This is a genomic window from Pseudomonas sp. NPDC089401 (genome assembly GCF_044749485.1).
In the GTDB taxonomy this organism is placed as follows: domain Bacteria; phylum Pseudomonadota; class Gammaproteobacteria; order Pseudomonadales; family Pseudomonadaceae; genus Aquipseudomonas.
The window spans coordinates 226,522-252,304 of record NZ_JBIVIA010000004.1; the positions used below are offsets into that span (position 1 = coordinate 226,522).

At 66.9% G+C, this 25,783-nt stretch carries 23 protein-coding genes; 13 read left to right on the forward strand and 10 right to left on the reverse strand.

Going from position 1 to position 25,783, the window contains the following annotated elements:
- The first annotated feature begins 41 nt into the window (after window positions 1-41).
- Window positions 42-830 (forward strand): substrate-binding periplasmic protein, encoded by a 789-nt coding sequence (locus ACIP21_RS11520; RefSeq protein ID WP_400687447.1) that lies wholly within the window; start codon window positions 42-44, stop codon window positions 828-830.
- 219 nt (window positions 831-1,049) lie between these two features.
- Window positions 1,050-2,954, forward strand: a complete 1,905-nt coding sequence (locus ACIP21_RS11525; RefSeq protein WP_400687449.1) for a DEAD/DEAH box helicase — start codon at window positions 1,050-1,052, stop codon at window positions 2,952-2,954.
- 64 nt (window positions 2,955-3,018) lie between these two features.
- On the opposite strand, the gene ACIP21_RS11530 is transcribed toward ACIP21_RS11525, so the two are convergent.
- The 3 genes from ACIP21_RS11530 to ACIP21_RS11540 form a co-directional block, all read right to left on the reverse strand.
- Window positions 3,019-3,597 (reverse strand): YceI family protein, encoded by a 579-nt coding sequence (locus ACIP21_RS11530; RefSeq protein ID WP_400687451.1) that lies wholly within the window; start codon window positions 3,595-3,597, stop codon window positions 3,019-3,021.
- A 34-nt stretch (window positions 3,598-3,631) separates the two neighbouring features.
- On the reverse strand, window positions 3,632-4,183 hold the full coding sequence (locus tag ACIP21_RS11535) for a cytochrome b (RefSeq protein WP_400687453.1): 552 nt from the start codon (window positions 4,181-4,183) through the stop codon (window positions 3,632-3,634).
- Between the two features lie 268 nt (window positions 4,184-4,451).
- Window positions 4,452-6,221 carry a flavin monoamine oxidase family protein gene (locus ACIP21_RS11540; protein WP_400687455.1) on the reverse strand — a complete coding sequence of 590 codons (1,770 nt, stop codon included), beginning with the start codon at window positions 6,219-6,221 and terminating at the stop codon, window positions 4,452-4,454.
- 208 nt (window positions 6,222-6,429) lie between these two features.
- On the opposite strand from ACIP21_RS11540, the gene ACIP21_RS11545 reads away from it, so the two are divergent.
- From ACIP21_RS11545 to ACIP21_RS11555, 3 genes are all read left to right on the forward strand, one after another.
- The gene (locus tag ACIP21_RS11545; RefSeq protein WP_400687457.1) at window positions 6,430-6,924 is read left to right on the forward strand and encodes a hypothetical protein; all 495 of its coding nucleotides are present in this window, start codon (window positions 6,430-6,432) and stop codon (window positions 6,922-6,924) included.
- Between the two features lie 79 nt (window positions 6,925-7,003).
- A complete protein-coding gene (locus ACIP21_RS11550) occupies window positions 7,004-8,410 on the forward strand; it encodes an adenosylmethionine--8-amino-7-oxononanoate transaminase (protein WP_400687458.1) in 1,407 nt (468 codons plus the stop codon).
- Between the two features lie 173 nt (window positions 8,411-8,583).
- Window positions 8,584-9,306: a 16S rRNA (uracil(1498)-N(3))-methyltransferase gene (locus ACIP21_RS11555; RefSeq protein ID WP_400687459.1), complete on the forward strand. Its 723-nt coding sequence runs from the start codon at window positions 8,584-8,586 to the stop codon at window positions 9,304-9,306.
- Between the two features lie 6 nt (window positions 9,307-9,312).
- Here ACIP21_RS11555 and ACIP21_RS11560 read toward each other — a convergent pair whose 3' ends face one another.
- The 7 genes from ACIP21_RS11560 to ACIP21_RS11590 form a co-directional block, all read right to left on the reverse strand.
- Window positions 9,313-9,930, reverse strand: a complete 618-nt coding sequence (locus tag ACIP21_RS11560) for a hemolysin III family protein (RefSeq protein ID WP_400687461.1) — start codon at window positions 9,928-9,930, stop codon at window positions 9,313-9,315.
- Window positions 9,931-10,027: 97 nt separating this feature from the next.
- On the reverse strand, window positions 10,028-10,501 hold the full coding sequence (locus tag ACIP21_RS11565) for a chemotaxis protein CheW (RefSeq protein ID WP_400687463.1): 474 nt from the start codon (window positions 10,499-10,501) through the stop codon (window positions 10,028-10,030).
- A complete protein-coding gene (locus tag ACIP21_RS11570) occupies window positions 10,494-15,401 on the reverse strand; it encodes an Hpt domain-containing protein (protein WP_400687465.1) in 4,908 nt (1,635 codons plus the stop codon). Before ACIP21_RS11570 ends, ACIP21_RS11565 begins: the two co-directional genes overlap by 8 nt.
- A gap of 9 nt (window positions 15,402-15,410) precedes the next feature.
- Window positions 15,411-17,435, reverse strand: coding sequence for a methyl-accepting chemotaxis protein (locus ACIP21_RS11575; RefSeq protein ID WP_400687974.1), 2,025 nt, complete (start codon window positions 17,433-17,435; stop codon window positions 15,411-15,413).
- 47 nt (window positions 17,436-17,482) lie between these two features.
- Window positions 17,483-18,037: a chemotaxis protein CheW gene (locus ACIP21_RS11580; protein ID WP_400656815.1), complete on the reverse strand. Its 555-nt coding sequence runs from the start codon at window positions 18,035-18,037 to the stop codon at window positions 17,483-17,485.
- Window positions 18,034-18,399, reverse strand: coding sequence for a twitching motility response regulator PilH (gene pilH, locus ACIP21_RS11585; protein ID WP_400687467.1), 366 nt, complete (start codon window positions 18,397-18,399; stop codon window positions 18,034-18,036). Before pilH ends, ACIP21_RS11580 begins: the two co-directional genes overlap by 4 nt.
- Window positions 18,400-18,446: 47 nt before the next feature.
- Window positions 18,447-18,848, reverse strand: a complete 402-nt coding sequence (locus ACIP21_RS11590; RefSeq protein ID WP_400687469.1) for a PleD family two-component system response regulator — start codon at window positions 18,846-18,848, stop codon at window positions 18,447-18,449.
- Window positions 18,849-19,044: 196 nt separating this feature from the next.
- Between ACIP21_RS11590 and gshB the strand changes: the two genes are divergently transcribed.
- From gshB to hslV, 8 genes are all read left to right on the forward strand, one after another.
- Window positions 19,045-19,998 (forward strand): glutathione synthase, encoded by a 954-nt coding sequence (gene gshB / locus ACIP21_RS11595; RefSeq protein ID WP_400687471.1) that lies wholly within the window; start codon window positions 19,045-19,047, stop codon window positions 19,996-19,998.
- 91 nt (window positions 19,999-20,089) lie between these two features.
- The gene (locus ACIP21_RS11600) at window positions 20,090-20,995 is read left to right on the forward strand and encodes an energy transducer TonB (protein ID WP_400687473.1); all 906 of its coding nucleotides are present in this window, start codon (window positions 20,090-20,092) and stop codon (window positions 20,993-20,995) included.
- 160 nt (window positions 20,996-21,155) lie between these two features.
- Window positions 21,156-21,725: a YqgE/AlgH family protein gene (locus tag ACIP21_RS11605; protein WP_400687475.1), complete on the forward strand. Its 570-nt coding sequence runs from the start codon at window positions 21,156-21,158 to the stop codon at window positions 21,723-21,725.
- Complete coding sequence (ruvX, locus tag ACIP21_RS11610; protein WP_400687477.1) at window positions 21,725-22,162, forward strand: Holliday junction resolvase RuvX; 438 nt, start codon at window positions 21,725-21,727, stop codon at window positions 22,160-22,162. Before ACIP21_RS11605 ends, ruvX begins: the two co-directional genes overlap by 1 nt.
- 49 nt (window positions 22,163-22,211) lie before the next feature.
- A complete protein-coding gene (gene pyrR, locus ACIP21_RS11615; RefSeq protein ID WP_400687479.1) occupies window positions 22,212-22,730 on the forward strand; it encodes a bifunctional pyr operon transcriptional regulator/uracil phosphoribosyltransferase PyrR in 519 nt (172 codons plus the stop codon).
- A gap of 13 nt (window positions 22,731-22,743) precedes the next feature.
- A complete protein-coding gene (locus ACIP21_RS11620) occupies window positions 22,744-23,748 on the forward strand; it encodes an aspartate carbamoyltransferase catalytic subunit (RefSeq protein WP_008099987.1) in 1,005 nt (334 codons plus the stop codon).
- Complete coding sequence (locus tag ACIP21_RS11625; protein ID WP_400687481.1) at window positions 23,745-25,016, forward strand: dihydroorotase; 1,272 nt, start codon at window positions 23,745-23,747, stop codon at window positions 25,014-25,016. Before ACIP21_RS11620 ends, ACIP21_RS11625 begins: the two co-directional genes overlap by 4 nt.
- A gap of 212 nt (window positions 25,017-25,228) precedes the next feature.
- Entirely contained in the window at window positions 25,229-25,759 is a 531-nt protein-coding gene (hslV, locus tag ACIP21_RS11630) for an ATP-dependent protease subunit HslV (RefSeq protein WP_400656830.1), read from the forward strand.
- Window positions 25,760-25,783: the final 24 nt, after the last annotated feature.

A 25,783-nucleotide genomic window follows, 5' to 3' on the forward strand; every position in this document is an offset into this window, starting at 1 on the left:
CTTCACTGGCGAAGCCCAAACCGAGCGCGTAATCTCGTTCCATGCCCTCTATTTCCCGCCTGCTGTGCATCCTGCTGCTCGCCTGCCTGAGCCCGATGGCGCTGGGGGAACGCTTGCGCCTGGTCAGCGACGACTGGGCTCCCTACATTTATCAGGAAGCCGGCCAGGCCAAAGGTATCGACTACGAGGTCACCACTGAGGTCTTTCGGCGCCTGGGGGTCGACCTGGACTGGCAGTTCCTGCCCTGGAAGCGATGCCTGGCCATGATCGAGCAAGGCCAGGCCGACGGCGTGATGGACATCTTCCATGTCGAATCGCGGGAGGCCTACGTGGTGTATCCGCCTGAACCCATGTCCGACGTGGCGTTCGTGCTGTACCAGGCCAGTACCCGGCGCCATCCTGTGGCGCGGTTGGCCGAACTCGCCGGCCTGAGCGTGGGCACCTCGCCCGGCTATGCCTATGGTGCCGAATTCAACGAGAGCAACAGCTTCCGCCGGGAAGCCGCACCCAACCACGAGGCCAATTTCGGCAAACTGGTGCGCGGGCGCATCGACCTGATGATCACCGACCGCATGGTCGGGCGCTTTCTCAGCCGGCGCATGGGGCTGCAACAGCAGGTCGAAGAACTGCCCCTGGTGATCAGCCGCCAGGCCCAGTACCTGGGCCTGGCCCGCAAGCCCGGCCGCGAACTGCTGGCCCAGGCGTTTGGCGAAGAACTGCGCCGCTTCAAGCAGGAGCCCGCCTACCTGGCGATCATCGAGCGCTACATCGGCGACGCCGACGATCTTCTCGGCGCCGTTGAGCAGCAGGAAAGCAGCACGCCGCGCTAGCTCTGTTATACTCGGGCCTTCCCGCCCGGCTCACGCCCGGACGCTCGGCCTCGCAACAGGCATCCCGATCGGCAACCGACGCCCCTTCGCGTCCTCCCTGCGTTTCCCGGATGTGCAGTGAAAGCCCAGCTGGACCGGACGCGATCGCATCCCTCCGATGCCCGTCGCGCCAGGCAGAACATCCCTACGGGCCCAGCCCATACGAGAACAGGATTGCCCATGTCCTTTGCTTCCCTCGGTCTCTCCGAGGCTCTTGTCCGCGCTATCGAAGCAGCGGGCTACACCCAGCCGACTCCCGTGCAACAGCGGGCCATTCCCGCCGTGTTGCAGGGCCGTGACCTGATGGTCGCCGCGCAGACAGGTACGGGTAAAACCGGCGGCTTCGCCCTGCCGATCCTCGAGCGCCTGTTCCCGGCCGGCCATCCGGACAAGTCCCAGCGCCACGGCCCGCGCCAGCCGCGCGTGCTGGTGCTGACGCCGACCCGCGAACTGGCTGCCCAGGTACACGACAGCTTCAAGGTATACGCCCGCGACCTGCCGCTGGTCAGCGCCTGCATCTTCGGCGGCGTCGGCATGAACCCGCAGATCCAGGCCATCGCCAAGGGCGTCGACGTGCTGGTCGCCTGCCCGGGCCGCCTGCTCGACCTGGCCGGCCAAGGCAAGGTCGACCTGGCCCACGTGGAAATCCTGGTGCTCGACGAAGCCGACCGCATGCTCGACATGGGCTTCATCCATGACGTCAAGAAGGTCCTCGCCCGCCTGCCGGCCAAGCGCCAGAACCTGCTGTTCTCGGCGACCTTCTCCAAGGACATCACCGACCTCGCCGACAAGCTCCTGCACAACCCGGAGCGCATCGAGGTCACTCCGCCGAACACCACCGTCGAGCGTATCGAGCAGCGCGTCTACCGCCTGCCGGCCAGCCACAAGCGCGCGCTGCTGGCGCACCTGATCACCCTCGGGGCCTGGGAGCAGGTGCTGGTGTTCACCCGCACCAAGCACGGCGCCAACCGCCTCGCCGAGTACCTGGAAAAGCACGGCCTGAGCGCCGCCGCGATCCATGGCAACAAGAGCCAGAACGCCCGCACCAAGGCCCTGGCCGACTTCAAGGCCAACAGCGTGCGCGTGCTGGTCGCCACCGACATCGCCGCCCGTGGCCTGGACATCGACCAGCTGCCCCACGTGGTCAACTTCGAGCTGCCGAACGTCGAGGAAGACTACGTTCACCGCATCGGCCGTACCGGCCGCGCCGGGCGCTCGGGCGAGGCCATCTCCATGGTCGCGCCGGATGAAGAGAAACTGCTCAAGAGCATCGAGCGGGTCACCAGGCAGAAGATCCCCGATGGCGACCTGATGGGCTTCGACGCCAGCCAGGTGGAAGCCGAAAAGCCTGAAGTGCGCGAGCGCCCGCAGGGCAACGGCCGTGGTGGTCGTAACCAGCAGGCCCGTGGCGAAGGTGGCAAAGACGCCAACGGCGGCCGCAAGGACAAGGGCAAGGATAAAGGCAAGGCCAAGCAGCAGGCCGCCGACAAGCCTGCCGACAAGGAAAAGTCCGCCGACAAGCAACAGCAGCAAGCCCGCAAGCCGCGTGACAAGAAGCCGCGCCAGCAGCAGCAACAAGCCAGCAACAATGGCGCGCCGAAGGCACCTGCCGATCGCGACCCGGAAGAGTTCCTGGATGACGACGTGGACAACTTCGGTAACCGCGCCGACTACGTCAGCCCTTACCAGGGCAAGGGCCAGGGCCGCAATCGCCGCCCAGGTGGCGCCGGTCAGGGGCAGGGTCAAGGCCAGGGGCAGGGTCAGCGCAGCAACAACGGCGGTGGCCAGGGCCAGGGTCGCAATGCCGGCGGCCAGCAGCGCAGCGCCAGCGGCGACAAGCGCCCGCGCAACAACAATGGTGGCGGTGCCCGTCGCGACAACAACGGCGGTGGCCGTAGCCGTCCGGCCGGCCGTGACGATGCCGCTCGCCAAGAGCCGGCGGTACGCAGCAGCCGCGAGCAGCACCAGCCGGTGATCATCCGCAAGGAATCCAAGCTCGACCGTTTCCCGACGCCCGAGCAGCTGGACGACCTGCCAAGCCGCCCACGTGGCGAGCGCCCTGCACTGCTTACCCGCAAGGGCTGAGCCGCGAACAGCGCCAATGAAAACGCCGCCCGATGGGCGGCGTTTTTCATTGCCTGGGCAATGCTTACTTCTGCTTCACACCTTCGACGCTGATGTCCAGGTCAAGGGTCTGCGAAGTCGGGCCTGGGCCCTTGATGCCGAAGTCGTTCAGGTTCAGCGTGGTGGTGGCATTGAAGCCAGCGCGCTCGCCGCCCCATGGGTCCTTGCCCTCACCGTTGAAGGTGGCCTTGAAGGTCACCGGCTTGGTCACGCCGTGCAGGGTCAGGTCGCCGGTCACGTCAGCTGTCTTGTCGCCAGTCGATTTGACGGCGGTGGAGACGAACTTGGCCTCCGGGTATTTGCTGACGTCCAGGAAGTCCTTGCTGGCGATGTGCTTGTCACGCTCGGCGTGGTTCGACCACAGGCTGGCGGTCTTCAGGTCGACGTTGATCTTGCTGGCCTCAGGCTTGGCGCTGTCCCAGGTGAAGTCGCCGCTGAAGTCCTTGAAGGTGCCGTGGATGAAGCTGTAGCCCAGGTGGCTGATCTTCCAGTCGACGAAGGCGTGCTGGCCTTCCTTGTCGATCTTGTACTCAGCGGCCATGGCCTGGCCGGCGGAGAACAGGGCGGTACCGAGCGCCAGAGCGGCAAAAGTCTTTTTCAACATCCTTCGTTCCTTCCTATGCAATTGAGGTTGAGAGTCAAGCTTTGCGGCCCAGCATGCGGGTCAGGGTCGCGTCACGGTCGATGAAATGATGTTTCAGGGCAGCCAGGGCGTGCAGCACGGCGAAGATCACCAGGCCCCAGGCCAGCCACAGGTGGATGACGCCGGCCAGGTCTGCCTGGTCGGGCAGGTCGCTGATCAGCGCCGGCACTTCGAACAGGCCGAACACCGGAATGCCGACGCCGTCGGCGGTGGATATCAGGTAACCGGCAACCATCACTGCGAACAGCCCCAGGTACAGTGCCAGATGACCGAGCTTGGCCGCCAGGCGGGTGAATGCCCCATGGTTGGCCGGTGCTGGTGGTGGCGGGCTGATGAAGCGCCAGACCACACGCAGCAGCATCACTGCCAGTAGCGTCAGGCCGATGCTCTTGTGCAGATCAGGGCCGGCCTTGCGCCAGGGATCGTAGTAGTCGAGACCGACCATCCACAGGCCCAGGCCGAACAGACCGAAAACAGCCAATGCAACGGCCCAGTGCAGGACGATGCTGACCACGCCATAGCGAGAAGGTGAATTGCGCAGTTGCATGATGACGTGGTTCCCCGTGAAAGCTGTGCACAGACTATCGGTTAACGTATCGAATAAAAGCGTAAAAAGCTGCTTTTGATGATCGAAAAATCCGATAATCAGTGTGCAAGTTCGCTATTAAGGAAACATTAACGATAGCCGGAGAGTACAGGGTTGCCAGTGCCGGCCCTTTCGCGGCTGAAGCCGCTCCCACAGGTACAGCGCAAACCCCGAGGGATGCACGCTACCTGTGGGAGCGGGTTTACCCGCGAAGAGGCCAGTGCAGGACTCAGCCTGCCTTGGCCTGGCTATCAGTGACAGGCTTCTTGGCAGGCGCAGACTTGACCGTGGCCTTCTTCGGCTCAACCGCCTTGTGCGCTTGCTTGGCCGCTGGCTTGTGCGCCGGTGCATGCTTGGCCGGTGCCGCCTTGGTCGCGGCAGGCTTGGCCGGTTCTTCCTTGGCGACCGCCGCCGGAACCACCGGAGCAGGTGCCGCTTCAGGCGCAGGTGCGGGTGCCGGTGCCGGCATCGCCTCGGCCTTGGCAACCGGCGCAGCCTTCACCTCAGCCTTGTCACCCCCACCGAACAGCCGCGAGAAGAACCCGCCGCTGTCCTTCTTCGCCACTGCGGCGCCTGCCGTTGCCGCTGCCGCGACGGCGGCCGCCTTGGCCGGGTCGAACGACTTGCCGGCGAGCAGGTCCTGCACCTGCCCGGCAGCGCGCTGGCCGCTGCGCAGGGCACCTTCGAGGGTGCCCGGGTAAAGCGCGTCGGTGTGCTCGCCGGCAAAGGCGATGCGTTGCACCGGGCGCTCCCACAGGCGCCAGTACTTGCTGATCTGCCCCGGGCCGTAGGCCAGGTAGGCGCCGCCGGTACCGGCATCGACGCTGTAGCGCTTGACCTCATAGCCGGTGAACGCGCCCCGGGCCTGTGGATAGAACGCGTGCAGGCGGATCAGCACCTGGTCGACCATCTGCTTGTCGCCAAAGGCCTGCAGCAGGCGCGCGTTGTCACCGGACAGGTTGATCACCACGTTGGCTCCGCCCTTGAGCGCCGGCTCGATCCACAGCATGCCAAGGCCGGCGTTGCTGAAGATTTCACCCGACATGCGCGCACGGCTTTCCCAGACCGGCTGCTTGAACTTGAGCATCAACTGGTCGCGCCAGCCATAGTTGGTGCTCTTCAGCGCGGCCATGTGCTGGGCGTCCAGGCCCGGGGTGATCTGGATCTTGGCCAGCGCTCGCAGCGGCACGGCCATGACCAGGTAGTCGGCCTGGTAGCCGACGCTGCCGACCTTGACCGTGACGCCGTCCTTGTCCTGGACGATGGAGGTGACCGGCGAACTGGTCTTGATGGTCTTCAACTGCTTGACGAAGGCCTGGGCCAGCACCGGGCTGCCGCCGGGCAGGCGCGCGGCGCGCAGGTCGCGGTCGCTGACGCCGCGGTAGACGCGGTTCTGCTGGGCGAAGTAGAGCAGCGACAGGCGCGATGGCTCATCGTAGCGGGTACGGATCTGCTGGTTGACCAGCTGGCGCGCGGTGGCCGGCAGTTGCAGCTTGTCGAGCCAGGTGGACACGTTGATCTGGTCGAGGGCGAACAGGGTACTGGTCGCCTGCGGATTGAGCGGGTCGTCGATCGAGCGGGCCAGGTCGTCGAGGGTCTTCTCGTAGCGCTTGAGGGCTTCGGCGGTGGCCGGCTGCTTGGTCGCCAGGTCGGCGGCATTGAAGTACTCGCCGTCGATCAGGTAACCAGGCGTGCGCACGAACTCAGGCGCCGGCAGGGTATCGAGCTTGAAGCGCTGCAGGTACTGGTTGAGCACCGGCTGGGCCTTGCCGTTGCCGATCCACTCGCTGGTGGCCAGGCCCGAACGCCCGCCCATGCCTGGCTTGGCCTCCAGCAGGGTGACCTGCCAGCCCTTGCCCTGCAATTCATAGGCCGCGGTCAGGCCCGCCAGGCCACCACCCACCACGATCGCCGTCGGCGTCTTGTCCTTAGCCAGCGCGGCGCCGCTGGACACACCGATCAATACCAACGCGCACAGGCGCACCCAAGCAGCAGCCATGTCGGCGAACTCCGAGTTGAAATAGCAGGAATGAGAAGAGGCGGGAATGCCCCGGGGAGATGCGTTAAGAATACGTCAGCTCTTGGGACCCTGCCAGCACAGCGACATCAAGTGCTTTTGGCAACTGGCATTTTTGTCAGTAGCGGGGTCGGCGACCAGTCGGCGATGCTCTCACCGCTCACTGAAAAAACGGAAAAAGGAGCGGCACATGACCTATGAGGAGCACTTCGCCCAGGTAGAAAGACAGTTTCTGAGGCACAACCACCCGTTGAAAACACCTTCGGGCCTGAGTATTCGTGCCAACAGCACGCCCTGCACGACGGGGCTCTACGAAGCCTTCAAGGGCAACGACGGGACCGAATTGGTGATCGGCGAGCACAGCGACGTCGAAATCACCTTCAGGGAAGAGGTCGAGCACCTTTGCCTTGAGTACTATGTGGTGAGCGATCAGCACTACGACGAGGTGCAGATGCTGGTCGATACCCATGACTGCGATTACGACCTGTTTGCCCCCGTGCCGCGCAACTTCTACTGGCTGACGCTATCTGGCAGCGGCTACACCGATTTCATGCCAGGCCCGGTCTCGACCCACCCCTATCAGCAAGAGATTCCCGGCCCGTTCCGCCGCCTGACCATCTCCACCTCCCAGGCCGGCACCGTGCACATTCGCAGCCTGCAATGGACCCGCACCTGCCGGCATTGACCGGCAGCGGTTGTCCTGCCTCCCGGCATTGCTTAGGCTTACGCGTTCGAACCAAGCCGCAATGCCAGGAGAAGTGCCCATGGGCCTCAACGATCAGTGGATGCAACGCGACCTCAAGGTCCTGTGGCACCCCTGCACCCAGATGAAAGACCACGAGCAGCTGCCGCTGATCCCGATCAAGCGTGGCGAAGGCGTATGGCTCGAGGACTTCGAGGGCAAGCGCTACCTGGACGCGGTGAGCAGCTGGTGGGTCAACGTGTTCGGCCATGCCAACCCGCGCATCAACCAGCGCATCAAGGACCAGGTCGACCAGCTGGAGCACGTGATCCTCGCCGGCTTCAGCCACCAGCCGGTGATCGAGCTGTCCGAGCGCCTGGTAGCCATGACCCCGGCCGGGCTCGACCGGGTGTTCTATGCCGACAACGGCTCGTCGTGCATCGAAGTGGCGCTGAAGATGAGCTTCCACTACTGGCAGAACGTCGGCAGACCCCAGAAGAAGCGCTTCGTCACCCTGACCAACAGCTACCACGGCGAGACCATCGCCGCGATGTCGGTGGGCGACGTGCCGCTGTTCACCGAAACCTACAAGGCGCTGCTGCTCGACACGATCAAGGTGCCGAGCCCGGACTGCTACCTGCGCCCTGAAGGCATGGGCTGGGAAGAACATTCGCGAAACATGTTCGCCGCCATGGAACAGACCCTGGCCGAGCACCACGAGACGCTCTCGGCGGTGATCATCGAGCCGCTGATCCAGGGCGCCGGCGGCATGCGCATGTACCACCCGGTGTACCTCAAGCTGCTGCGCGAAGCCTGCGACCGCTACGACGTGCACCTGATCCACGACGAGATCGCCGTGGGCTTCGGCCGCACCGGCACGATGTTCGCCTGCGAGCAGGCCGGCATCCGCCCGGACTTCCTGTGCCTGTCCAAGGCCCTGACCGGCGGCTACCTGCCGCTGGCCGCGTGCCTTACCACCGACAAGGTCTACCAGGCGTTCTACGACGACTACCCGACCCTGCGCGCGTTCCTCCACTCGCACAGCTACACCGGCAACCCGCTGGCCTGCGCCGCCGCCCTGGCGACCCTGGACATCTTCGAACAGGACAACGTGATCGAGGCCAACAAGGCCCTGGCCGCGCGCATGGCCCAGGCTACCGCGCACCTGGCCGACCACGCCCACGTCGCCGAGATCCGCCAGACCGGCATGGCCCTGGCCATCGAGATGGTCCAGGACAAGGCCACCAAGGCCGCCTATCCGTGGCAGGAACGTCGCGGCCTGAAGGTGTTCGAGCACGCCCTGACCCGCGGCGCCCTGCTGCGCCCGCTGGGCAGCGTGGTGTACTTCCTGCCGCCGTATGTGATCACCCCGGAGCAGATCGACTTCCTCGCCGAAGTGGCCAGCGAAGGTATCGACATCGCCACCCGCGACAGCGTCAGCATCGCCGTGCCGGCCAACTTCCACCCCGACTTCCGCGACCCGGGCTAGGCCTCAACCCTTACGTCATCCTTGTAGGAGCGGCCTTGTGTCGCGAAAGGGCCGCATCGCGGCCCCGGCAATTTCCGCTGCGAAGCTGAAACCTGGGGCCGCTTCGCAGCCCTTTCGCGACACAAGGCCGCTCCTACAAGGTTCGATGCCCCTCACATATTCCGAGCTGAACCATGAGACTGTCCCGCTTCTTCATCGACGCCCCCCTGAGCCTCGGCGAGCATGACTTGCCCGAAGCCCAGGCCCACTACATCGGCCGCGTGCTGCGCATGGCCCCCGGCGACGCCGTGCAACTGTTCGACGGCAGCGGCCAGGAATACCTCGGCCAACTGCTCGAAGTCGGCAAGAAAACCGTGCGCGTCAGCCTCGACCAGGCCCTCCCCGGCCAGGCCGACTCGCCATTGCACATCCATCTCGGCCAGGGCCTGTCCCGTGGCGAGCGCATGGACTGGGCGATCCAGAAGGCCACCGAACTGGGCGCCAACGAAATCACCCCGATCGTCAGCGAGCGCTGTGAAGTGCGCCTCAAAGACGAACGCGCCGACAAGCGCCTGGCCCACTGGCGCCAGGTGGCCATCAGCGCCTGCGAACAGTGCGGCCGTTCGACCTTGCCGGTCATCCACCCGCCCGTGACCCTGGCCGAATGGATCAAGCACAGCGAAGCCGACCTCAAGCTGGTCCTGCACCCGGTCGCCGAGCCACTGACCAGCCACGCCACACCCAGCAGGCTGGCCTTCCTGATCGGCCCGGAAGGTGGCCTGAGCGAAGCGGAAGTGGAACAGGCCAACGCTGCCGGCTTCCACGCAGCCCGCCTCGGCCCGCGCGTGCTGCGCACCGAAACGGCGCCGGTGGTGGCACTGTCGGTGGCCCAGCAGTTATGGGGCGATTTTTCGTAAGTATTGCTAGCGGACGTAGAACGACACCGCCACGAAGTGCATCAGGCTGCCGACGATCACGAACAGGTGCCAGATGCCATGGGCATGGCGCAGGCGGCTGTCGAGGGCGAAGAAAATGATGCCCACGGTGTAGAACACCCCGCCGGCTGCCAACCAGGCAAAGCCGGCGCTGCCCAGGCTGTGCAACAGCGGCTTGACCGCCACCAGCACGATCCAGCCCATCACCGCGTAGATGATGATCGACAGGATACGCGCCTCGGAACGGGGCTTGATCTCCTGCAGCATGCCGATCACCGCCAGGCCCCAGACCACGCCGAACAGGCTCCAGCCCCAGGGCCCGCGCAGGCTGACCAGGCAGAACGGCGTGTAGCTGCCGGCGATCAGCAGGTAGATCGACAGATGATCGAGCTTGCGCATGATCACCTTCGCTCGCCCGCGGGTGCTGTGATAAAGGGTGGAGATGCTGTAGAGCAGCAGCAAGGTGCTGCCGTAGATGGAGAAACTGACGATCTTCCACGGGTCGCCTTGCAGCCCCGCGACGACGATCAGCCAGATGGCACCGATACAGGCCAGGACGGCACCGACCAGGTGGGTCCAGGCATTGAAGCGTTCACCGTAATACATGCAAAAACAGACCTCCTGATCTGGGCTGGGTTCCTGAGCCAGCCTGTTCCGGCCCTTTCGCGGGCAAGCCCGCGAAAGGGCCTTCAGCCCGAACATCCTACCCAAGGGCAGATTGCAATTCGGCGTCACGCACCAGCCTTTCCAGCCCGACCAGGTCCGGCACCCGCGCCACCTGCTCGCCCACCTGCACCGCCGCCAGCTCCAGGCTGCCCAGCGCCACGTCCACGTAATTGAGCTGGCTGTCGAGCTTGCACGAACGCGGTATGTCCTGCAGCAGCACCGCCAGGTAGCGCAGCCCGGTATCGCCCAGGGCATTGAGCACGACGATCCGCGCCCGCTCGCCACACGGCGTCTCGCCGCCACAAACGGCCTCGAAGCCGATCAGCGGCAGGTGCTGCTGGCGCCAGTCGATCCAGCCCAGGTGCCAGGCCGGCTCGCCGCGCTGGCACACCAGGTTGCGCTGGCCGATCAGTTCGGCCACCGCCACGTTGGGCAGCACCAGGGTGCGGTCGCCCAAGGGCAGCAGCAGGCCGGTGAGGCTGCTGCGCTGGCCGGCAATCAGTTCAAGCATGGCGGTGGCTCCAGTGGGCGATGCTCTGCAGCAGCAACGATTCCTGATAGGGCTTGCCGAGGTAGTCGTTGACCCCGATGGCCATGGCCCGGTCGCGGTGTTTCTGCCCGGTGCGCGAGGTGATCATGATGATCGGCAGCTCCTTCAGGCGCTCGTCACGGCGGATGCGGGTGGCCACCTCGAAACCGTCCATGCGCGGCATCTCGATGTCCAGCAGCAGCACGTCGGGCCGGTGCTCCTCCAGCAAGGCCATGGCATCGACCCCGTCCTTGGCGGTCAGCACGCTCATGCCATGGCGTTCGAGCAGGCGGCTGGTGACCTTGCGTACGGTCACCGAGTCGTCCACCACCATCACCAGCAAGGCGCGGCGCGGGGCCGGGCCGAACAACGTCTGCTGCACCCCGCTGCCACCCGGCAGACGCGCCAGGCGCCGCTGCTGGCCGCGCAGCTGGCCGAGCAGGTCGAGAATCAGCACCACCCGGCCATCGCCGAGCAACGTCGCCCCCGACAGCCCGGCCACGGCGGCAAACTGCGGGCCGAGACTCTTGACCACGATCTCGCGGCTGGGCGACAGGCTGTCGGCCTGGATGGCGAAGGACTGCTCCTGGGAATGCACCAGCAGCACCGGCAACGGCACGCTCTGGCCCAGCAGCACCGGGCGTGGCACGCCCTGCAACAGCTCGCCCAGGTAGCGCAGCTGGTATTCGTGGCCGGCATACACGTAGCGCGGCGCCGCCAGTTGGTAGCAAGCGGCCAGCTCGGCGGGTGGCACGCGGACGATGCCCTCGATGGTGTTGAGCGGGATGGCGTACTGCTCCTCACCCAGGTGCACCATCAGCGCACGGTTGATCGACACGGTGAACGGCAGGCGGATCAGGAAGCGCGCGCCCTTGCCCTGGGCCGACTCGATGGTCATCGAGCCGCCCAGCTGCTTGACCTCTTCATGGACCACGTCCATGCCCAGGCCGCGCCCGGAAATCTGGGTGATCTTCTCCGCCGTGGAAAAGCCCGGACGGAGGATGAACTGCAGGATCTCGTGGTCGCTCAGTTGCGCCTGCGGGTCGAGCAGGCCACGCTTGATCGCCTTGCGCCGCACGGCTTCCAAGGGCACACCGGCGCCGTCGTCGGTCATCTCGATGACGATGTCGGCGCCTTCGTGCAGCAGGTTGAGGTGGATGGTGCCCTGCTCCGGCTTGCCGGCCGCCAGACGTGCCTCGCGCGACTCCAGGCCGTGGTCGACGGCATTGCGCAGCATGTGCTCCAGTGGCGCGACCATGCGTTCGAGCACGCTGCGGTCCAGCTCGCCCTCGGCGTTGCCGACCACCAGCTCGACCTGCTTGCCCAGCTCGCTGGCCACCTGGCGCACCACCCGCTGCAAACGTGGCACCAGGCGCTCGAACGGCACCATCAGGGTGGCGGTCAGGCCTTCCTGCAACTGGCTGTTCACCCGCGCCTGCTGCTGCAGCAGGCTGTAGGCCTCCTGGGCGCGCTGGCTGAGGGTTTCCTTGAGGTCGAGCAGGTCGGAAGCCGACTCGAACAGCGCCCGCGACAGCTGCTGCAGTTGGGAATGGCGGTCCATTTCCAGCGGGTCGAAATCCTCGTAGGCATCGCCCTCGAACGCCTGCCGACTGCTGATCCGGCCCTGGGTCTCGATGTCCAGGCGCAGCAGCTGGTCGCGCATGCGCTCCAGGGTGGTTTCCATTTCGTTGAGGGCGAACTGGGCGTCGTTGACCTGCTGTTCGATGCGCCCGCGGATCACCGAGTGCTCGCCGGCCAGGTTGCCCAGGTCGTCGAGCAGTTCGGCGTCGACCTTGACCATGTCGCCGGGCGCCCGCTCTGGCGCAGCGGCGGGCACTTCGGCCGGCGTGCTTCCTGCCGGTGCCTGGCCGGCAGCGCTGTCGGTCAGTGCGGCGCTGCTGAAGTTGCGGATGTAGTCGATCAGCGCGGTGGCCGCATGCAGCGGCTGGCCCAGGCGAACCGCGTCGAGCATGTGCGCCAGGCGGTCATGGCAGTTCTGCAGCAGGGCGAACAGCGCCGCGCTCGGCGGCAGGCGGCCGGCGGCGAGCAGTTCGTAGAGGAATTCCAGTTCATGGGCCAGGTCGCCGATGGCGGCGATCTCGACCATCCGCGCACCGCCCTTGAGGGTGTGCAGGTCACGCAGCAGGTTTTCCACCTCGACACTGCTGCGGGGGTCGGCCTGCCAGCGGGCCAGGGCCGCCGCCGCGCTTTCGACGATGTCCGAGCTCTCTTCGAGGAAAACTTCCAGCAGCTCTTTGTCGCCCGGGCTTTCGGCTTCATCGGCCAGTGCCGGCAGCCCGTCCAGCGGGGTCACCGCATCGCGGCTGACCAACCCGGTGGCGTCCGGCGCCAGGGCGCCATCGAGCAGCTCGCGCAAGGCGTCGACACAGTCAGGCCGCGGGGTGATTTCCTGGCCGGCAGCGACCTCGTCGAGCATGTCCAGCAGCGCATCGAGGGCTTGCTGGGTCGTGGCGAAGAAGCGTGGGTTGGCGCCCAGGCTGCCCTCCTCCACCGCGCCGCACAGGTCGAGCAACGCCTCGCACAGCGCATCCATCTGCCACAGGTCGGCCAGGTGCGCGGCATGGCCGAGGCTGGTCAGTTGCTCAAGCAGGATCTCCAGGGGCTCGCGCTGCCCGGGCTGCTGGTGCCAGCGCGACAGCAGCGACTCGGCATCGAGCAGGATGTCCATGGCCTGGGCCAGGAAGCTGGCGATCTGCTGCGGATCGCGCTTGCCACGCCGCCCGGGATGGGGTTCGGCATGCAGGCTGGCCAGGCGCAGGTCCACGGCTTCGCCGACCAGTTCGATCAGTTGCGCCGCCCCCGGGATGGCCGCCAGCGGTGAGCTGCCCAGCTGCGCCAGGCCCTGCTGGAACAACCCGAGTGCCAAGCGCAGCCACTGGATTTCCGCAGCCTGCAACGGCAGCTGGTGGCCACGGTACTCGCGCACCAGGCGGTCGAAGGCGGTGGCCAGCTCGGCGATCGGCAGCACGCCGGCCATGGCGGCGCTGCCCTTGAGGGTGTGCAAGGCACGTTGCAGCCCGTCGCTGACCGCGTTGTCCTCGCCGTCGGCAGCCTCGAGGAAGGCTTCCAGGCTGCCCAGGTGGCCCAGGGCCTCGTTGCGGAAGATATCCAGCAACTGCGGATCGAGGCCGTCGATCTCGGCGGTGGCCGAGGCGTCGTTTTCGGCCAGGGCATGCAGGTGCCCCGCCAGTTGTTCGATTTCAGTGAGCGGCGGCAACTGCCCGACAGCGAAGTCGGCCAGCAGGTCCGGCAAGTGGACGAACGCCTGCTGCAACGCCACCACCCCTTCAGGGCTCAGGGCAATGCGCCCTTCCAGCACCCGGTTGAGCAGGTGCTCGCCGCCCCAGGCCAGCTCGGCCACGGCCTCGGCATGCACCATGCGCCCGCTGCCCTTGAGCGTGTGCAGGTCACGGCGCACTTCCGACAGGGCGTCGCGCAGGCTGTTGTCGGCACGCCAGCGCAGCCAGTGGCGCTCGATTTCCGGCAGCAACGCTCCGGCTTCCTCGAGAAAAACCTCGCGCAATTCGTCATCCATGCCGTCGCTGCCAGCGTCCGGCGCAGCGTGGCTCCCGGCATGGGCGCAGTGCACGCCGAGCGTGGTCAGGCTGGCACGGGCCCGGTCGAGGAACGGCTGGCCGTCGGCCAGCGGGTCGGCCACCCGCCATTGCAGGTAGCACTCGGCGGCACTGAGGGCATCGGCCAGGTGGCCGAGCTCGTCCGCAGGCGGCTCCACTTCCAGGTGCTGCAGCCAGCTCTGCACATAGCCGGCGCAGCCCCCGAACACCTCGGCGGCGGCCGGCAACATCAGCATCGCAAGCGCCCCGCGCACCTGCTGCAACAAGCCTGGCAGCGGCTGCAGGCGCTGGCTCGGCCAGCCGGACTCGAGGCAATCGCCAATCAGGTCCTTGGCTTGCTGCAACACGTTCAGCGACTCGTTCAGCACCAGCAGGCGGATCTCGGCCAGGTCGGAGCCCGCCAGGTCAGCGCCCGGCAAGCCACCCTGGCCGCCTTCCTCCAGCGGCAGGACCATGCCATTGAGGGTGGCCTCCACGTACAGCAGCGCACCGGCCACATCCATCAGCACCGCGTCGTCCGCCACCTGCTGGCCTTGGGCCAGGGCCTGCAGCGCCAGCACCTGGTCGATGATCACCCGCCGCGGTTGCTGGAAGCCGAGCACCGCCAGGGTGTCGGCGACATGCCGCAAGGGCGCCAGCAGCGCGTCCAGCGCCTCGCTGTGCTGGCGGTCGCCACGCACGAACTGGTCCAGGCGCTCCTTGATGCGCACCAGGTCATCGCACAGGGCAGTGATCACCGAGCGCAGGGCATCGCGGCCGGGGCCGGCCTGCATCTGCTCGCGCCAGTTGCCCAGCGACAGGTCGAGGTTGGCCAGGTCGTCGGCACCGGCGAAGCGCTGTGCCGCGCCGCTGATCAGGCTGGCCTGGGCCAGCGGCTCGATGCCACGGCAGGCGCGCAGCTGGTTGAGCAACGGCAACATCACCAGCGGCAGGTCATGGCGGGCACCGCGCAGCCGTTCGAGGTACGACGGCAATTGCTCCAGGCCACGGAACAGCGGGCCCAGGCAGTCACCACGCGGGCTGACCTGGCCGTCGGCCAGGGCCTTGGCCAGCAGCTCCAGCTCTTCGGCCAGGCGTGTGGCGCCGCGCAGTTCGAGCATGCGCAGGCAGCCGTGCACCTGGTGCAGGTTGTCGACCACGAAGGCCAGGATAGAGAGGTCGTCGGTGTTCCCGGCAAAGCGCTCCAGGGCCTCGCGCGCCTGGCTCAGGCAGTCGAGGATGGCGGCCCGGGTCCAGGCCAGGGCCACGGTATCGTGGCGTTCGGGGCTTGCTACGGCGACAGCCATGGGTGCTCCTCAGCTGCGCTCGGCGGGTGCCGGCAAGGTGAATCCGGACACCGACCGGCGCATCTCGCTGGCCATGCGCGCCAGGTGGCGGATGCTGTCGGCGGTGGCGCCGGAGCCGGCGGAGGTCTGCGCGGTGATCTGCTGGATCACCGCCATGGTGTGGGAAATCTGCCCCGCCGACGAGGTCTGCAGCTGGGCCGCGTCGGAGATGCTGTGGATCAGTTCAGCCAGGTTCTGCGACACGCCTTCGATCTCGGCCAGCGCCACCCCGGCATCCTGGGCCAGGCGTGCGCCGCGCACCACTTCGGCGGTGGTCTGCTCCATGGAGATCACCGCCTCGTTGGTGTCGGCCTGGATGGTGCGCACCAGCGCCTCGATCTGCCGGGTCGCCGAGGACGAACGCTCGGCCAGGCGTTGCACCTCGTCGGCGACCACGGCAAAGCCGCGCCCGGCTTCACCGGCCAGCGAGGCCTGGATCGCCGCATTCAGGGCAAGGATGTTGGTCTGGTCGGCAATGTCGTCGATCAGGCTGACGATGTCGCCGATTTCCTGGGAAGATTCGCCAAGGCGCTTGATCCGCTTGGCGGTGTCCTGGATCTGCTCGCGGATGTTGTCCATGCCGTTGATGGTGTTGTGCACCACCTCGTTGCCCTTGTTGGCAATCGCCACCGAGCGCTCGGCCACCTTGGCCGACTCGTAGGCGTGGGCCGATACCCGGTCGATCGACTCGACCATGTCGCCCACCGCCTCGGACGCCTCGCTGATCTGCTCGGCCTGGTGTTCCGAGGCCTTGGCCAGCTGGCGCGCGGTGTTCTGCGTGTCCTGCACCGCGGCGGCCACCTGCACGGCGCTGTGGTTGATTGTGGCCACCAGGTCGCGCAGCTGGTCGACCGAGTAGTTGATCGAGTCGGCGATGGCGCCGGTGAAGTCTTCGGTCACCGACACGGTTACGGTCAGGTCGCCGTCGGCCAGCTCTTCGATTTCATCGAGCAGGCGCATGATCGCCTGCTGGTTGCGTTCGTTCTTCTCGGCGGTTTCGTGCAACTGGCGGTGGGTGGTACGCACCATCACCAGGCCGATCAGGATGATCGAGGCCAGCGCCAGCAGGCCCAGCACGTAGCCGCCGACGGTGTCGAGGGTGCGCCCGGCGGCCAGGTTCTCGAAACCGTTGGCCAGGTGCGAGGCCTCGTCGAGCAGGGTCTGCGACAAGCTGAAGATATTGCTGGCGGCCTCGCGCACGCGAAACAGCTCGGGGGAGGTTTCGAGGATTTCGTCCACGGAGCCGGCGACGAACTGGAACAGCTCGGCGATCTCGGCCAGGCGCGCCCGGGCATCGGCGTCCTCGACGCGGGTCACCTGGATGGCCGGGTTGCCGCCGAGCATGCCTTCGAGCACCTGGCCGAAACGGCTGGCGTCGCGGCCGAAACTGTCGGCGGCCTGGGCGGCGGCGTCGTCGCCGGCCAGCACGGTATTCACCGACCCCAGGATGCGCTCGGCGAGCAACAACTGGCGCTGGGCCACCACCACCTGGTTGGCCGGGGCGCCGCTCTGCAGCAGGATCTCCACCACCTTTTCGTACTCGACCTGCAACTGCGGCACGGTTTCGGCCAGGGTCGCCGCCACCTGGTGCAGCGACAGCACGGTCTGCTCGCTGGCGAGGATGGTGTCGGTGTTCTTGCGCAGGTTTTCCCAGTCCTGGCGCACGCTTTCCATTTCGTCGCGCACCGCTGGCGGCGCGGCGGGCAGGCCGGTGGACTTGTCGCCTTCGCGCAGGTAGCCCCAGCGCCGTTCGAAGTCGTTGCGCGCATCCGACAGCAGCTTGAACGCCAGGGCCTTGCCGGCTGCCGCCTCGGTGGCGTTCTTGGCGATGCGCTGGGACAGCACGCGCAACTCGCCGGCATGGCCGATGTACTGCTTGTCGTGGTTGGCCTGGGTGTTGAGGTAGGCGAAGTTGGCGAACAGCAGGATGATCGACAGGATCAGGATCACGAACAGCACGGTGATCTGCACGATGCTGCGTGTACGCGGGGTCATGCTGGCGGGGGCGACGGGAGTGGCCGGCTTGTTCACGGTGGTAGGTCCTATAGCGCCACGTCAAGAAAGCCCGGCGCCTGGGCCAGGGCGAAGGGGCTGAAGATCGCCCAGTTGCGTTCACGGGCGAAGTGGCCCTGGACGAAGCGGGCGGCGGCCCGCAGCAGCGGCTGCGGCGGCGACAGCTCCAGGCTGCTCAGGGCGAAATGCTGCAGGCCCAGCACTTCGTCGACCAAGAGGCCGACGAACAGGTCCTCGTGGTCCAGCACCAGCACCCGCCGCTGCTTGCCCGGCGCTACCGGGCCGAGGCCGAAGAAGCTGCTCAGGTCCATCACCGGCAGCAGCCGGCCACGCAGGTTGGCGACCCCGCAGACCCACGGCTGCACCCCCGGCACCCGGCTGCTGCGCGGCTCGCGCAGCACCTCGGCGACCTCGCCCATGGGCGCGACGAACCACTGCCCGGCGATACGAAAACCGATGCCGCTCCACTGCTGCAGGCGGGTGTCCTGCGGTGGCTGGTCGGCCACCAGCAGGCGGCAGCGCCGGTCGATGTCCAGCAACAGCTCGAAGGCGGTCAGCGACGCGCCCTGGGGGCGGGTGGTCAAGCGCCCAGCACTTCTTTGAGCTTGGCGATCAGTGCGTCCTCTTCCACCGGCTTGGTCAGGAAGTCCCGGGCGCCCTGGCGCGTGGCCCAGATGCGGTCGGTTTCCTGGTCCTTGGTGGTAACCACCACCACCGGGATGGCGGCGGTTTCCGGGTCCTTGCTGAGCTGGCGGGTGGCCTGGAAACCGTTCATGCCGGGCATGACGATGTCCATCAGCACCGCATCGGGCTTTTCCTGGCGGGCCAGGGCCACGCCATCGGCGCCGTTGCTGGCCTTGAGCACCTGGTGGCCATGCTTTTCCAGCCATTCGGTCAATCGGTACATCTCGGTCGGCGAGTCATCGACAATCAGAACGCGGGCCATGCGGGTTCCCCATCAGGAAATTGGATGCCGCGCCGGTCAGGGCGCGGTCAGGTGGCGTGTGGTTCGGGCGCGGCGAAACCGGGCACATGGGCCCTGATCGCGTCGAGCAGTTCTTCCTTGCTGAACGGCTTGGTCAGGAACTGGTCGGAGCCGACCACCCGGCCGCGGGCCTTGTCGAACAGGCCGTCGCGGGACGACAGGAGGATCACCGGGGTGTCCTTGAAGGCGCTGTTGTGCTTGATCACCGCGCAGGTCTGGTAGCCGTCCAGGCGCGGCATCAGCACGTCGACGAAGATGATCTGCGGCTGGTGGTCGACGATCTTGGCCAGGGCATCGAAGCCGTCGCTGGCGGTGATCACCTCGCAGCCCGCTTCGCCGAGCAACATCTGCGCGGTGCGGCGGATCGTGCGGGAATCGTCGATCACCATCACCTTCAGGGGTTGTTCCATAAGTTGCGCTACCATCGCTGCACGGAGTGGGCGGCAAGCCGCGGAAGGCCTGCAGCACGAAGCTGAGGGCATTTTTAGCACACTCCGCAGGCCCGTTCCATCTGCCGCGCCCCTTGACCTGCGGCGTTCACAGCGCCACCCTGAGCCACTTTTCTTTCGATCGACCGCGGCCCGCTGCCGCCAGAGGAACCACCCCATGAGCGTTCGCCTCGGCATTGTCATGGACCCTATCGCGTCCATCTCCTACAAGAAGGACAGTTCGCTGGCCATGCTGCTGGCCGCCCAGGCCCGTGGCTGGGAGCTGTTCTACATGGAGCAGCGCGACCTGTACCAGGGCGAAGGCAAGGCCCGCGCACGCATGCGCCCGCTCAAGGTGTTCGCCGACCCGGCGCGCTGGTTCGAGCTGGGCGATGAACAGGATGCCCCGCTGGCCGAGCTGAACGTGATCCTGATGCGCAAGGACCCGCCGTTCGACATGGAGTTCGTCTACAGCACCTACCTGCTGGAGCAGGCCGAGAGCGAAGGCGTGCTGGTGGTGAACCGCCCGCAGAGCCTGCGTGACTGCAACGAAAAACTCTTCGCCACGCTGTTCCCGCAGTGCACGCCGCCGACCCTGGTCAGCCGCCGCCCGGACATCATCCGTGCATTCGCCGCCGAGCATGGCGACGTGATCCTCAAGCCGCTGGACGGCATGGGCGGCACCTCGATCTTCCGCCACCGGGCCGGCGACCCGAACCTGTCGGTGATCCTCGAGACCCTGACCGCCCTGGGCGCCCAGCAGATCATGGCGCAGGCCTACCTGCCGGCGATCAAGGACGGCGACAAGCGCATCCTGATGATCGACGGCGAGCCGGTCGACTATTGCCTGGCGCGCATCCCGGCCAGCGGCGAGACCCGCGGCAACCTGGCCGCCGGTGGCCGTGGCGAAGCCCGCCCGCTGAGCGAGCGTGACCGCTGGATCGCCGCCCAGGTCGGCCCGACCCTGCGCGCCAAGGGCCTGCTGTTCGTCGGCCTCGACGTGATCGGCGACTACCTCACCGAAATCAACGTCACCAGCCCGACCTGCATCCGCGAGATCGATGCGGCCTACGGCACCGACATCGGTGGCAAGCTGATGGATGCCATTGATCGCCAGCTCAAGGCGCGCTGACCGCCGACACAGAGCAAACGCGCGGAGTGGGGTATGATGCCGGTCCTTTTCGACTGAGCCACTGCCCCGCCCCGCAGTTGCTGGATACCCGATGACGCTGCCTGCCGACATCCCCGCCGACCTGCTGCCACCCCGCGTTCGCCCGGTGGACCGGCTCGGCTTTACCCTGTTCCTGGCTGCCCTGGTGCACCTGGCGCTGATCCTTGGCGTGGGTTTCACGGTGATAAAACCGGCGGAAATCCGCCAGACCATGGACATCACCCTGGCCACCTTCAAGAGCGAGAAGCGCCCCGAGAAGGCGGATTACCAGGCCCAGGAAAACCAGCAGGGCAGCGGCACCCTGGAGAAGAAGGCGGTGCCGACCACCACCGAGGTGGCGCCGTTCCAGGACAGCAAGATCAACAAGATCACCCCGCCGCCATCGGCCAAGCCGGAAGTGACGCCGCCACCGGTGCCGGAGAAATCCGCCGTCGCGACCAAGGCGCCGAAAGCGCAGAAGGTCGAGCCTAAGCCCAAGGAAAGCAAGCCGCAGCCCAAGCCGGCAGCGGCCACGCCGGACTTCGACAGCTCGCAGCTGTCGAGCCAGATCGCCAGCCTCGAGGCGGAGCTGTCCAACGAACAGCAGATGTACGCCAAACGGCCGAAGATCCACCGCCTCAATGCGGCCTCGACCATGCGCGACAAGGGTGCCTGGTACAAGGAGGAATGGCGCAAGAAGGTCGAACGGGTCGGCAACCTGAACTACCCCGACGAAGCCCGCCGGCAGCAGATCTACGGCAACCTGCGGATGATGGTCTCGATCAACCGTGACGGTTCGCTGTACGAGGTGCTGGTGCTGGAGTCTTCCGGCCAGCCGGTGCTGGACCAGGCGGCCCAGCGCATCGTGCGCCTGGCGGCGCCGTTCGCGCCGTTCACCGGCGACCTGGCCGAGTTCGACCGGCTGGAGATCATCCGCACCTGGCGCTTCGCCCGCGGCGACCGGCTGTCCAGCAACTGATCCAGCGGCCCTTTCGCGGGCAAGCCCGCTCCCACAGGATCCCCACAATTCCCAGGTTTGTGGTGATCCTGTGGGAGCGGGCTTGCCCGCGAAGAGGCCGGCAAAAACGACACATATCCGCACCTTGTCAGCCTCGCCACCTGGCGCCACACTATCCCCCATGAAAACCCTCACCCCGAGCTACCTCAAGCACCAGTTCCTGATCGCCATGCCGCACATGGCCGATCCGAACTTCGCCCAGACCCTCACGTACATCGTCGAGCACAACGCCAATGGCGCCATGGGCCTGGTGGTCAACCGACCACAGGAGCTGAGCCTGGCCGACATCCTCGAGCAGCTGCGCCCGGACGAAACGCCGCCGGCCAGCACGCTCCAGGTGCCGATCTACCAGGGTGGCCCGGTGCAGACCGACCGCGGTTTCGTGCTGCACAGCAGCGAGTGCAGTTTCCAGGCCACCGTGGCCCTGGAAGGGCTGTCGCTGACCACCTCGCAGGACGTGCTGCTGGCCATCGCCGCCGGGGTGGGCCCGAAACAGAGCCTCATCACCCTGGGTTATGCCGGCTGGGAAGCGGGCCAGCTGGAAGCCGAACTGGCCGACAACGCCTGGCTCAACTGCCCGTTCGACGCGGAGATCATCTTCGGCCTGAACAGCGACCTGCGCCTGGACGCCGCCGCCGCCAGCCTTGGTATCAACCTCAGCCTGCTGACCAGCCAGGCGGGGCACGCCTGATGGCCCCACTGCATCAAGAACTACGCCTGCTGCTCGGTTTCGACTACGGCAGCAAGCAGATCGGCGTGGCCGTCGGCCAGGTGATCACCGGCCAGGCCCGCGAACTGTGCACGCTCAAGGCACAGAACGGCGTGCCGGACTGGGCCCAGGTGGAAAAGCTCATCGCTGAATGGAAGCCCGATGCCATCGTCGTCGGCCTGCCGCTGAACATGGACGGCACGCCGAGCGAAATGAGCGCCCGCGCGGAAAAATTCGCCCGCCGCCTGAACGGCCGCTTCAACCTGCCCGTGCACACCCACGACGAGCGCCTGACCACCTTCGAGGCCAAGGGCGAACGCCTGGCCCGTGGCGGCCAGCGCGGCAGCTACCGCGACAACCCGGTCGACGCCATTGCCGCCGCCCTGCTGCTGCAAGGCTGGCTGGAGGCCAATACCTAATTTCCCGCTTCGCCGTCGGGCCAACCCGGCGCCCTTCTGGAGACACGCAATGAGCCTACCCAATCCCGCCGAGCTGATTCGGCAGATGGCCGTCGACCTTCGCGCCCATCTGGCCCGCCGCGGCATCACCGAGCCGCGCTACATCGGCATCCGCACCGGCGGCGTCTGGGTCGCCCAGGCCCTGCAGGACGCCATGGCCGACCAGAGCCCGCTGGGTACCCTGGACGTGTCGTTCTACCGCGACGATTTCAGCCAGAACGGCCTGCACCCGCAGGTGCGCCCGTCGGAACTGCCGTTCGAGATCGAAGGCCAGCACCTGGTGCTGGTCGACGACGTGCTGATGAGCGGCCGCACCATCCGCGCCGCGCTCAACGAACTGTTCGATTACGGCCGCCCGGCCAGCGTCACCCTGGTCTGCCTGCTGGACCTGGATGCCGGCGAACTGCCGATCCGCCCCAATGTGCTCGGCGCCACCCTGTCGCTGGCGGCCCATGAACGGGTAAAATTGACCGGACCCGCACCGCTCGCCCTCGAGCGCCAGGACCTCGCTTCCGCTTCCGCCCTTTAAGAGTCCCCTCGCGATGACGCCAATCGACGCCAAGCGCCCGCTGCAGCTCAATGACCAGGGCCAGCTGCGCCACTTCCTCTCGCTCGACGGTTTGCCCCGCGAACTGCTCACCGAGATCCTCGACACCGCCGACTCGTTCCTCGAAGTCGGCGCTCGGGCCGTGAAGAAAGTCCCGTTGCTGCGCGGCAAGACCGTGTGCAACGTGTTCTTCGAGAACTCCACCCGCACCCGCACCACCTTCGAACTGGCCGCCCAGCGCCTGTCGGCCGACGTGATCAGCCTGAACGTGTCGACCTCCTCGACCAGCAAGGGCGAGACCCTGTTCGACACCCTGCGCAACCTCGAGGCCATGGCCGCCGACATGTTCGTCGTGCGCCACTCCGACTCGGGCGCCGCGCATTTCATCGCCGAGCACGTGTGCCCGGACGTCGCCGTGATCAACGGCGGTGACGGCCGCCATGCGCACCCGACCCAGGGCATGCTCGACATGCTGACCATCCGTCGCCACAAAGGCAGCTTCGAGAACCTCTCGGTGGCGATCGTCGGCGATATCCTGCATTCGCGCGTGGCCCGCTCCGACATGCTCGCGCTGAAGGCGCTGGGCTGCCCGGACATCCGCGTGATCGGCCCGAAGACGCTGATCCCGATCGGCATCGAGCAGTATGGCGTGAAGGTCTACACCGACCTCGCCGAAGGCCTCAAGGACGTCGACGTGGTGATCATGCTGCGCCTGCAGCGTGAACGCATGGCCGGCGGCCTGCTGCCCAGCGAAGGCGAGTTCTACCGCCTGTTCGGCCTGACCACCGCGCGCCTGGCCGGCGCCAAGCCCGACGCCATCGTCATGCACCCGGGCCCGATCAACCGCGGCGTGGAGATCGAGTCGGCGGTGGCCGACGGCAAGCACTCGGTGATCCTCAACCAGGTCACCTACGGCATCGCCGTGCGCATGGCCGTGCTGTCCATGGCCATGAGCGGGCAGAACGCACAACGTCAATTCGACCAGGAGAACGCCCAGTGACCCTCAGCATTCTTGGCGCCCGGGTCATCGACCCGGCCAGCGGCCTGGACCAGGTCACCGACCTGCACCTGGACGGCGGCCGCATTGCCGCGATCGGCGCCGCACCGGCCGGCTTCAGCGCCAGCCGCACGATCCAGGCCGACGGCCTGGTCGCCGCGCCTGGCCTGGTCGACCTCGGCGTGTCGCTGCGCGAGCCCGGCTACAGCCGCAAGGGCAGCATCGCCAGTGAAACCCGCGCCGCCGTGGCCGGTGGCGTCACCAGCCTGTGCTGCCCGCCGCAGACCAAGCCGGTGCTGGACACCTCGGCAGTGGCCGAGCTGATCCTCGACCGCGCCCGCGAAGCCGCCAACAGCAAGGTCTATCCGATCGGCGCCCTGACCAAGGGCCTGGAGGGCGAGCAGCTGGCCGAACTGGTGGCCCTGCGCGACACCGGTTGCGTGGCCTTCGGCAATGGCCTCAAGGAAATCCCCAACAACCGCACCCTGGCCCGTGCCCTTGAGTACGCCGCCACCTTCGACCTGACCGTGGTGTTCCACTCCCAGGACCGCGACCTGGCCCAGGGTGGCCTGGCCCACGAAGGCGCCATGGCCAGCTTCCTCGGCCTGCCCGGCATCCCGGAAAGCGCCGAGACCGTGGCCCTGGCGCGCAACCTGCTGCTGGTGGAACAGAGCGGCGTACGCGCGCACTTCACCCAGATCACCAGCGCCCGCGGCGCACAGTTGATCGAGCAGGCCCAGCAACGTGGCCTGGCGGTGACCGCCGACGTGGCGCTGTACCAGCTGATCCTCACCGATGAGTCGTTGCGCGAGTTCTCCAGCCTGTACCACGTGCAGCCGCCGCTGCGCACCGCCGCCGACCGCGACGGCCTGCGGGCGGCGGTGAAGTCGGGGGTGATCCAGGCGATCTCCAGCCATCACCAGCCCCACGAGCGCGATGCCAAGCTGGCGCCGTTCGGCGCCACCGAGCCGGGTATCAGCAGCGTCGAACTGCTGTTGCCACTGGCCATGACCCTGGTCGAGGACGGCCTGCTCGACCTGCCGACCCTGCTCGCCCGCCTCGCCAGCGGCCCGGCCCAGGCCCTGCGCCTGCCGGCCGGCGAGCTGAAGGTCGGCGGCGCGGCCGACCTGGTGCTGTTCGACGCCAAGGCCTCGACCGTGGCCGGCGAGCAGTGGTTCTCGCGCGGTGACAACTGCCCATTCATCGGCCACTGCCTGCCGGGCGCGGTGCGGTATACCTTGGTCGATGGGCACGTCTGCCACGAGGCCTGAGTAACCTTCTTCGCGGGAGAACCCGCTCCCACAGGTATTGCGCTACACCTGAGAGCAGCGGGGTCCCTGTGGGAGCGGGTTCACCCGCGAAGATGGCGACACCGATACCCCTGCCAGGCACGACCATTCATCCCCCCCGGTTGAAATCTTTCCCCCCACCCCCATATGAGTCTGCATCAGGCAATTTTGCCCCGCTGCGTGGAGACTCTCCCTTGACCACCATCGTTTCTGTCCGCCGTCACGGCAAAGTCGTCATGGGCGGCGACGGCCAGGTATCCCTCGGCAACACCGTGATGAAAGGCAACGCCAAGAAGGTCCGTCGCCTGTACAACGGCGAAGTGATCGCCGGCTTCGCTGGTGCCACCGCCGACGCCTTCACCCTGTTCGAGCGCTTCGAAGCCCAGTTGCAGAAGCACTCCGGCCACCTGGTGCGTGCCGCCGTCGAGCTGGCCAAGGAATGGCGCACCGACCGTTCGCTGAGCCGCCTGGAAGCCATGCTGGCGGTGGCCAACAAGGACGCCTCGCTGATCATCACCGGCAACGGTGACGTGGTCGAACCCGAAGACGGCCTGATCGCCATGGGTTCCGGTGGCGGCTACGCCCAGGCCGCAGCCCGCGCCCTGCTGAACAAGACCGACCTGTCGGCCCGGGAAATCACCGAGGCCGCCCTGAACATCGCCGGTGACATCTGCGTGTTCACCAACCACAACCTGACCATCGAGGAGCAGGACCTGGCCGAGTAAATCAGCTGATCTGGCGCCCTGTCC

Bases quoted from the DNA above. Each gene is read 5' to 3' on its own strand.
- ACIP21_RS11520 (WP_400687447.1), top strand. From the start codon at position 42: ATGCCCTCTATTTCCCGCCTGCTGTGCATCCTGCTGCTCGCCTGCCTG.
- ACIP21_RS11525 (WP_400687449.1), top strand. From the start codon at position 1,050: ATGTCCTTTGCTTCCCTCGGTCTCTCCGAGGCTCTTGTCCGCGCTATC.
- ACIP21_RS11530 (WP_400687451.1), bottom strand. From the start codon at position 3,597: ATGTTGAAAAAGACTTTTGCCGCTCTGGCGCTCGGTACCGCCCTGTTC.
- ACIP21_RS11535 (WP_400687453.1), bottom strand. From the start codon at position 4,183: ATGCAACTGCGCAATTCACCTTCTCGCTATGGCGTGGTCAGCATCGTC.
- ACIP21_RS11540 (WP_400687455.1), bottom strand. From the start codon at position 6,221: ATGGCTGCTGCTTGGGTGCGCCTGTGCGCGTTGGTATTGATCGGTGTG.
- ACIP21_RS11545 (WP_400687457.1), top strand. From the start codon at position 6,430: ATGACCTATGAGGAGCACTTCGCCCAGGTAGAAAGACAGTTTCTGAGG.
- ACIP21_RS11550 (WP_400687458.1), top strand. From the start codon at position 7,004: ATGGGCCTCAACGATCAGTGGATGCAACGCGACCTCAAGGTCCTGTGG.
- ACIP21_RS11555 (WP_400687459.1), top strand. From the start codon at position 8,584: ATGAGACTGTCCCGCTTCTTCATCGACGCCCCCCTGAGCCTCGGCGAG.
- ACIP21_RS11560 (WP_400687461.1), bottom strand. From the start codon at position 9,930: ATGTATTACGGTGAACGCTTCAATGCCTGGACCCACCTGGTCGGTGCC.
- ACIP21_RS11565 (WP_400687463.1), bottom strand. From the start codon at position 10,501: ATGCTTGAACTGATTGCCGGCCAGCGCAGCAGCCTCACCGGCCTGCTG.
- ACIP21_RS11570 (WP_400687465.1), bottom strand. From the start codon at position 15,401: ATGGCTGTCGCCGTAGCAAGCCCCGAACGCCACGATACCGTGGCCCTG.
- ACIP21_RS11575 (WP_400687974.1), bottom strand. From the start codon at position 17,435: ATGACCCCGCGTACACGCAGCATCGTGCAGATCACCGTGCTGTTCGTG.
- pilH (WP_400687467.1), bottom strand. From the start codon at position 18,399: ATGGCCCGCGTTCTGATTGTCGATGACTCGCCGACCGAGATGTACCGA.
- ACIP21_RS11590 (WP_400687469.1), bottom strand. From the start codon at position 18,848: ATGGAACAACCCCTGAAGGTGATGGTGATCGACGATTCCCGCACGATC.
- gshB (WP_400687471.1), top strand. From the start codon at position 19,045: ATGAGCGTTCGCCTCGGCATTGTCATGGACCCTATCGCGTCCATCTCC.
- ACIP21_RS11600 (WP_400687473.1), top strand. From the start codon at position 20,090: ATGACGCTGCCTGCCGACATCCCCGCCGACCTGCTGCCACCCCGCGTT.
- ACIP21_RS11605 (WP_400687475.1), top strand. From the start codon at position 21,156: ATGAAAACCCTCACCCCGAGCTACCTCAAGCACCAGTTCCTGATCGCC.
- ruvX (WP_400687477.1), top strand. From the start codon at position 21,725: ATGGCCCCACTGCATCAAGAACTACGCCTGCTGCTCGGTTTCGACTAC.
- pyrR (WP_400687479.1), top strand. From the start codon at position 22,212: ATGAGCCTACCCAATCCCGCCGAGCTGATTCGGCAGATGGCCGTCGAC.
- ACIP21_RS11620 (WP_008099987.1), top strand. From the start codon at position 22,744: ATGACGCCAATCGACGCCAAGCGCCCGCTGCAGCTCAATGACCAGGGC.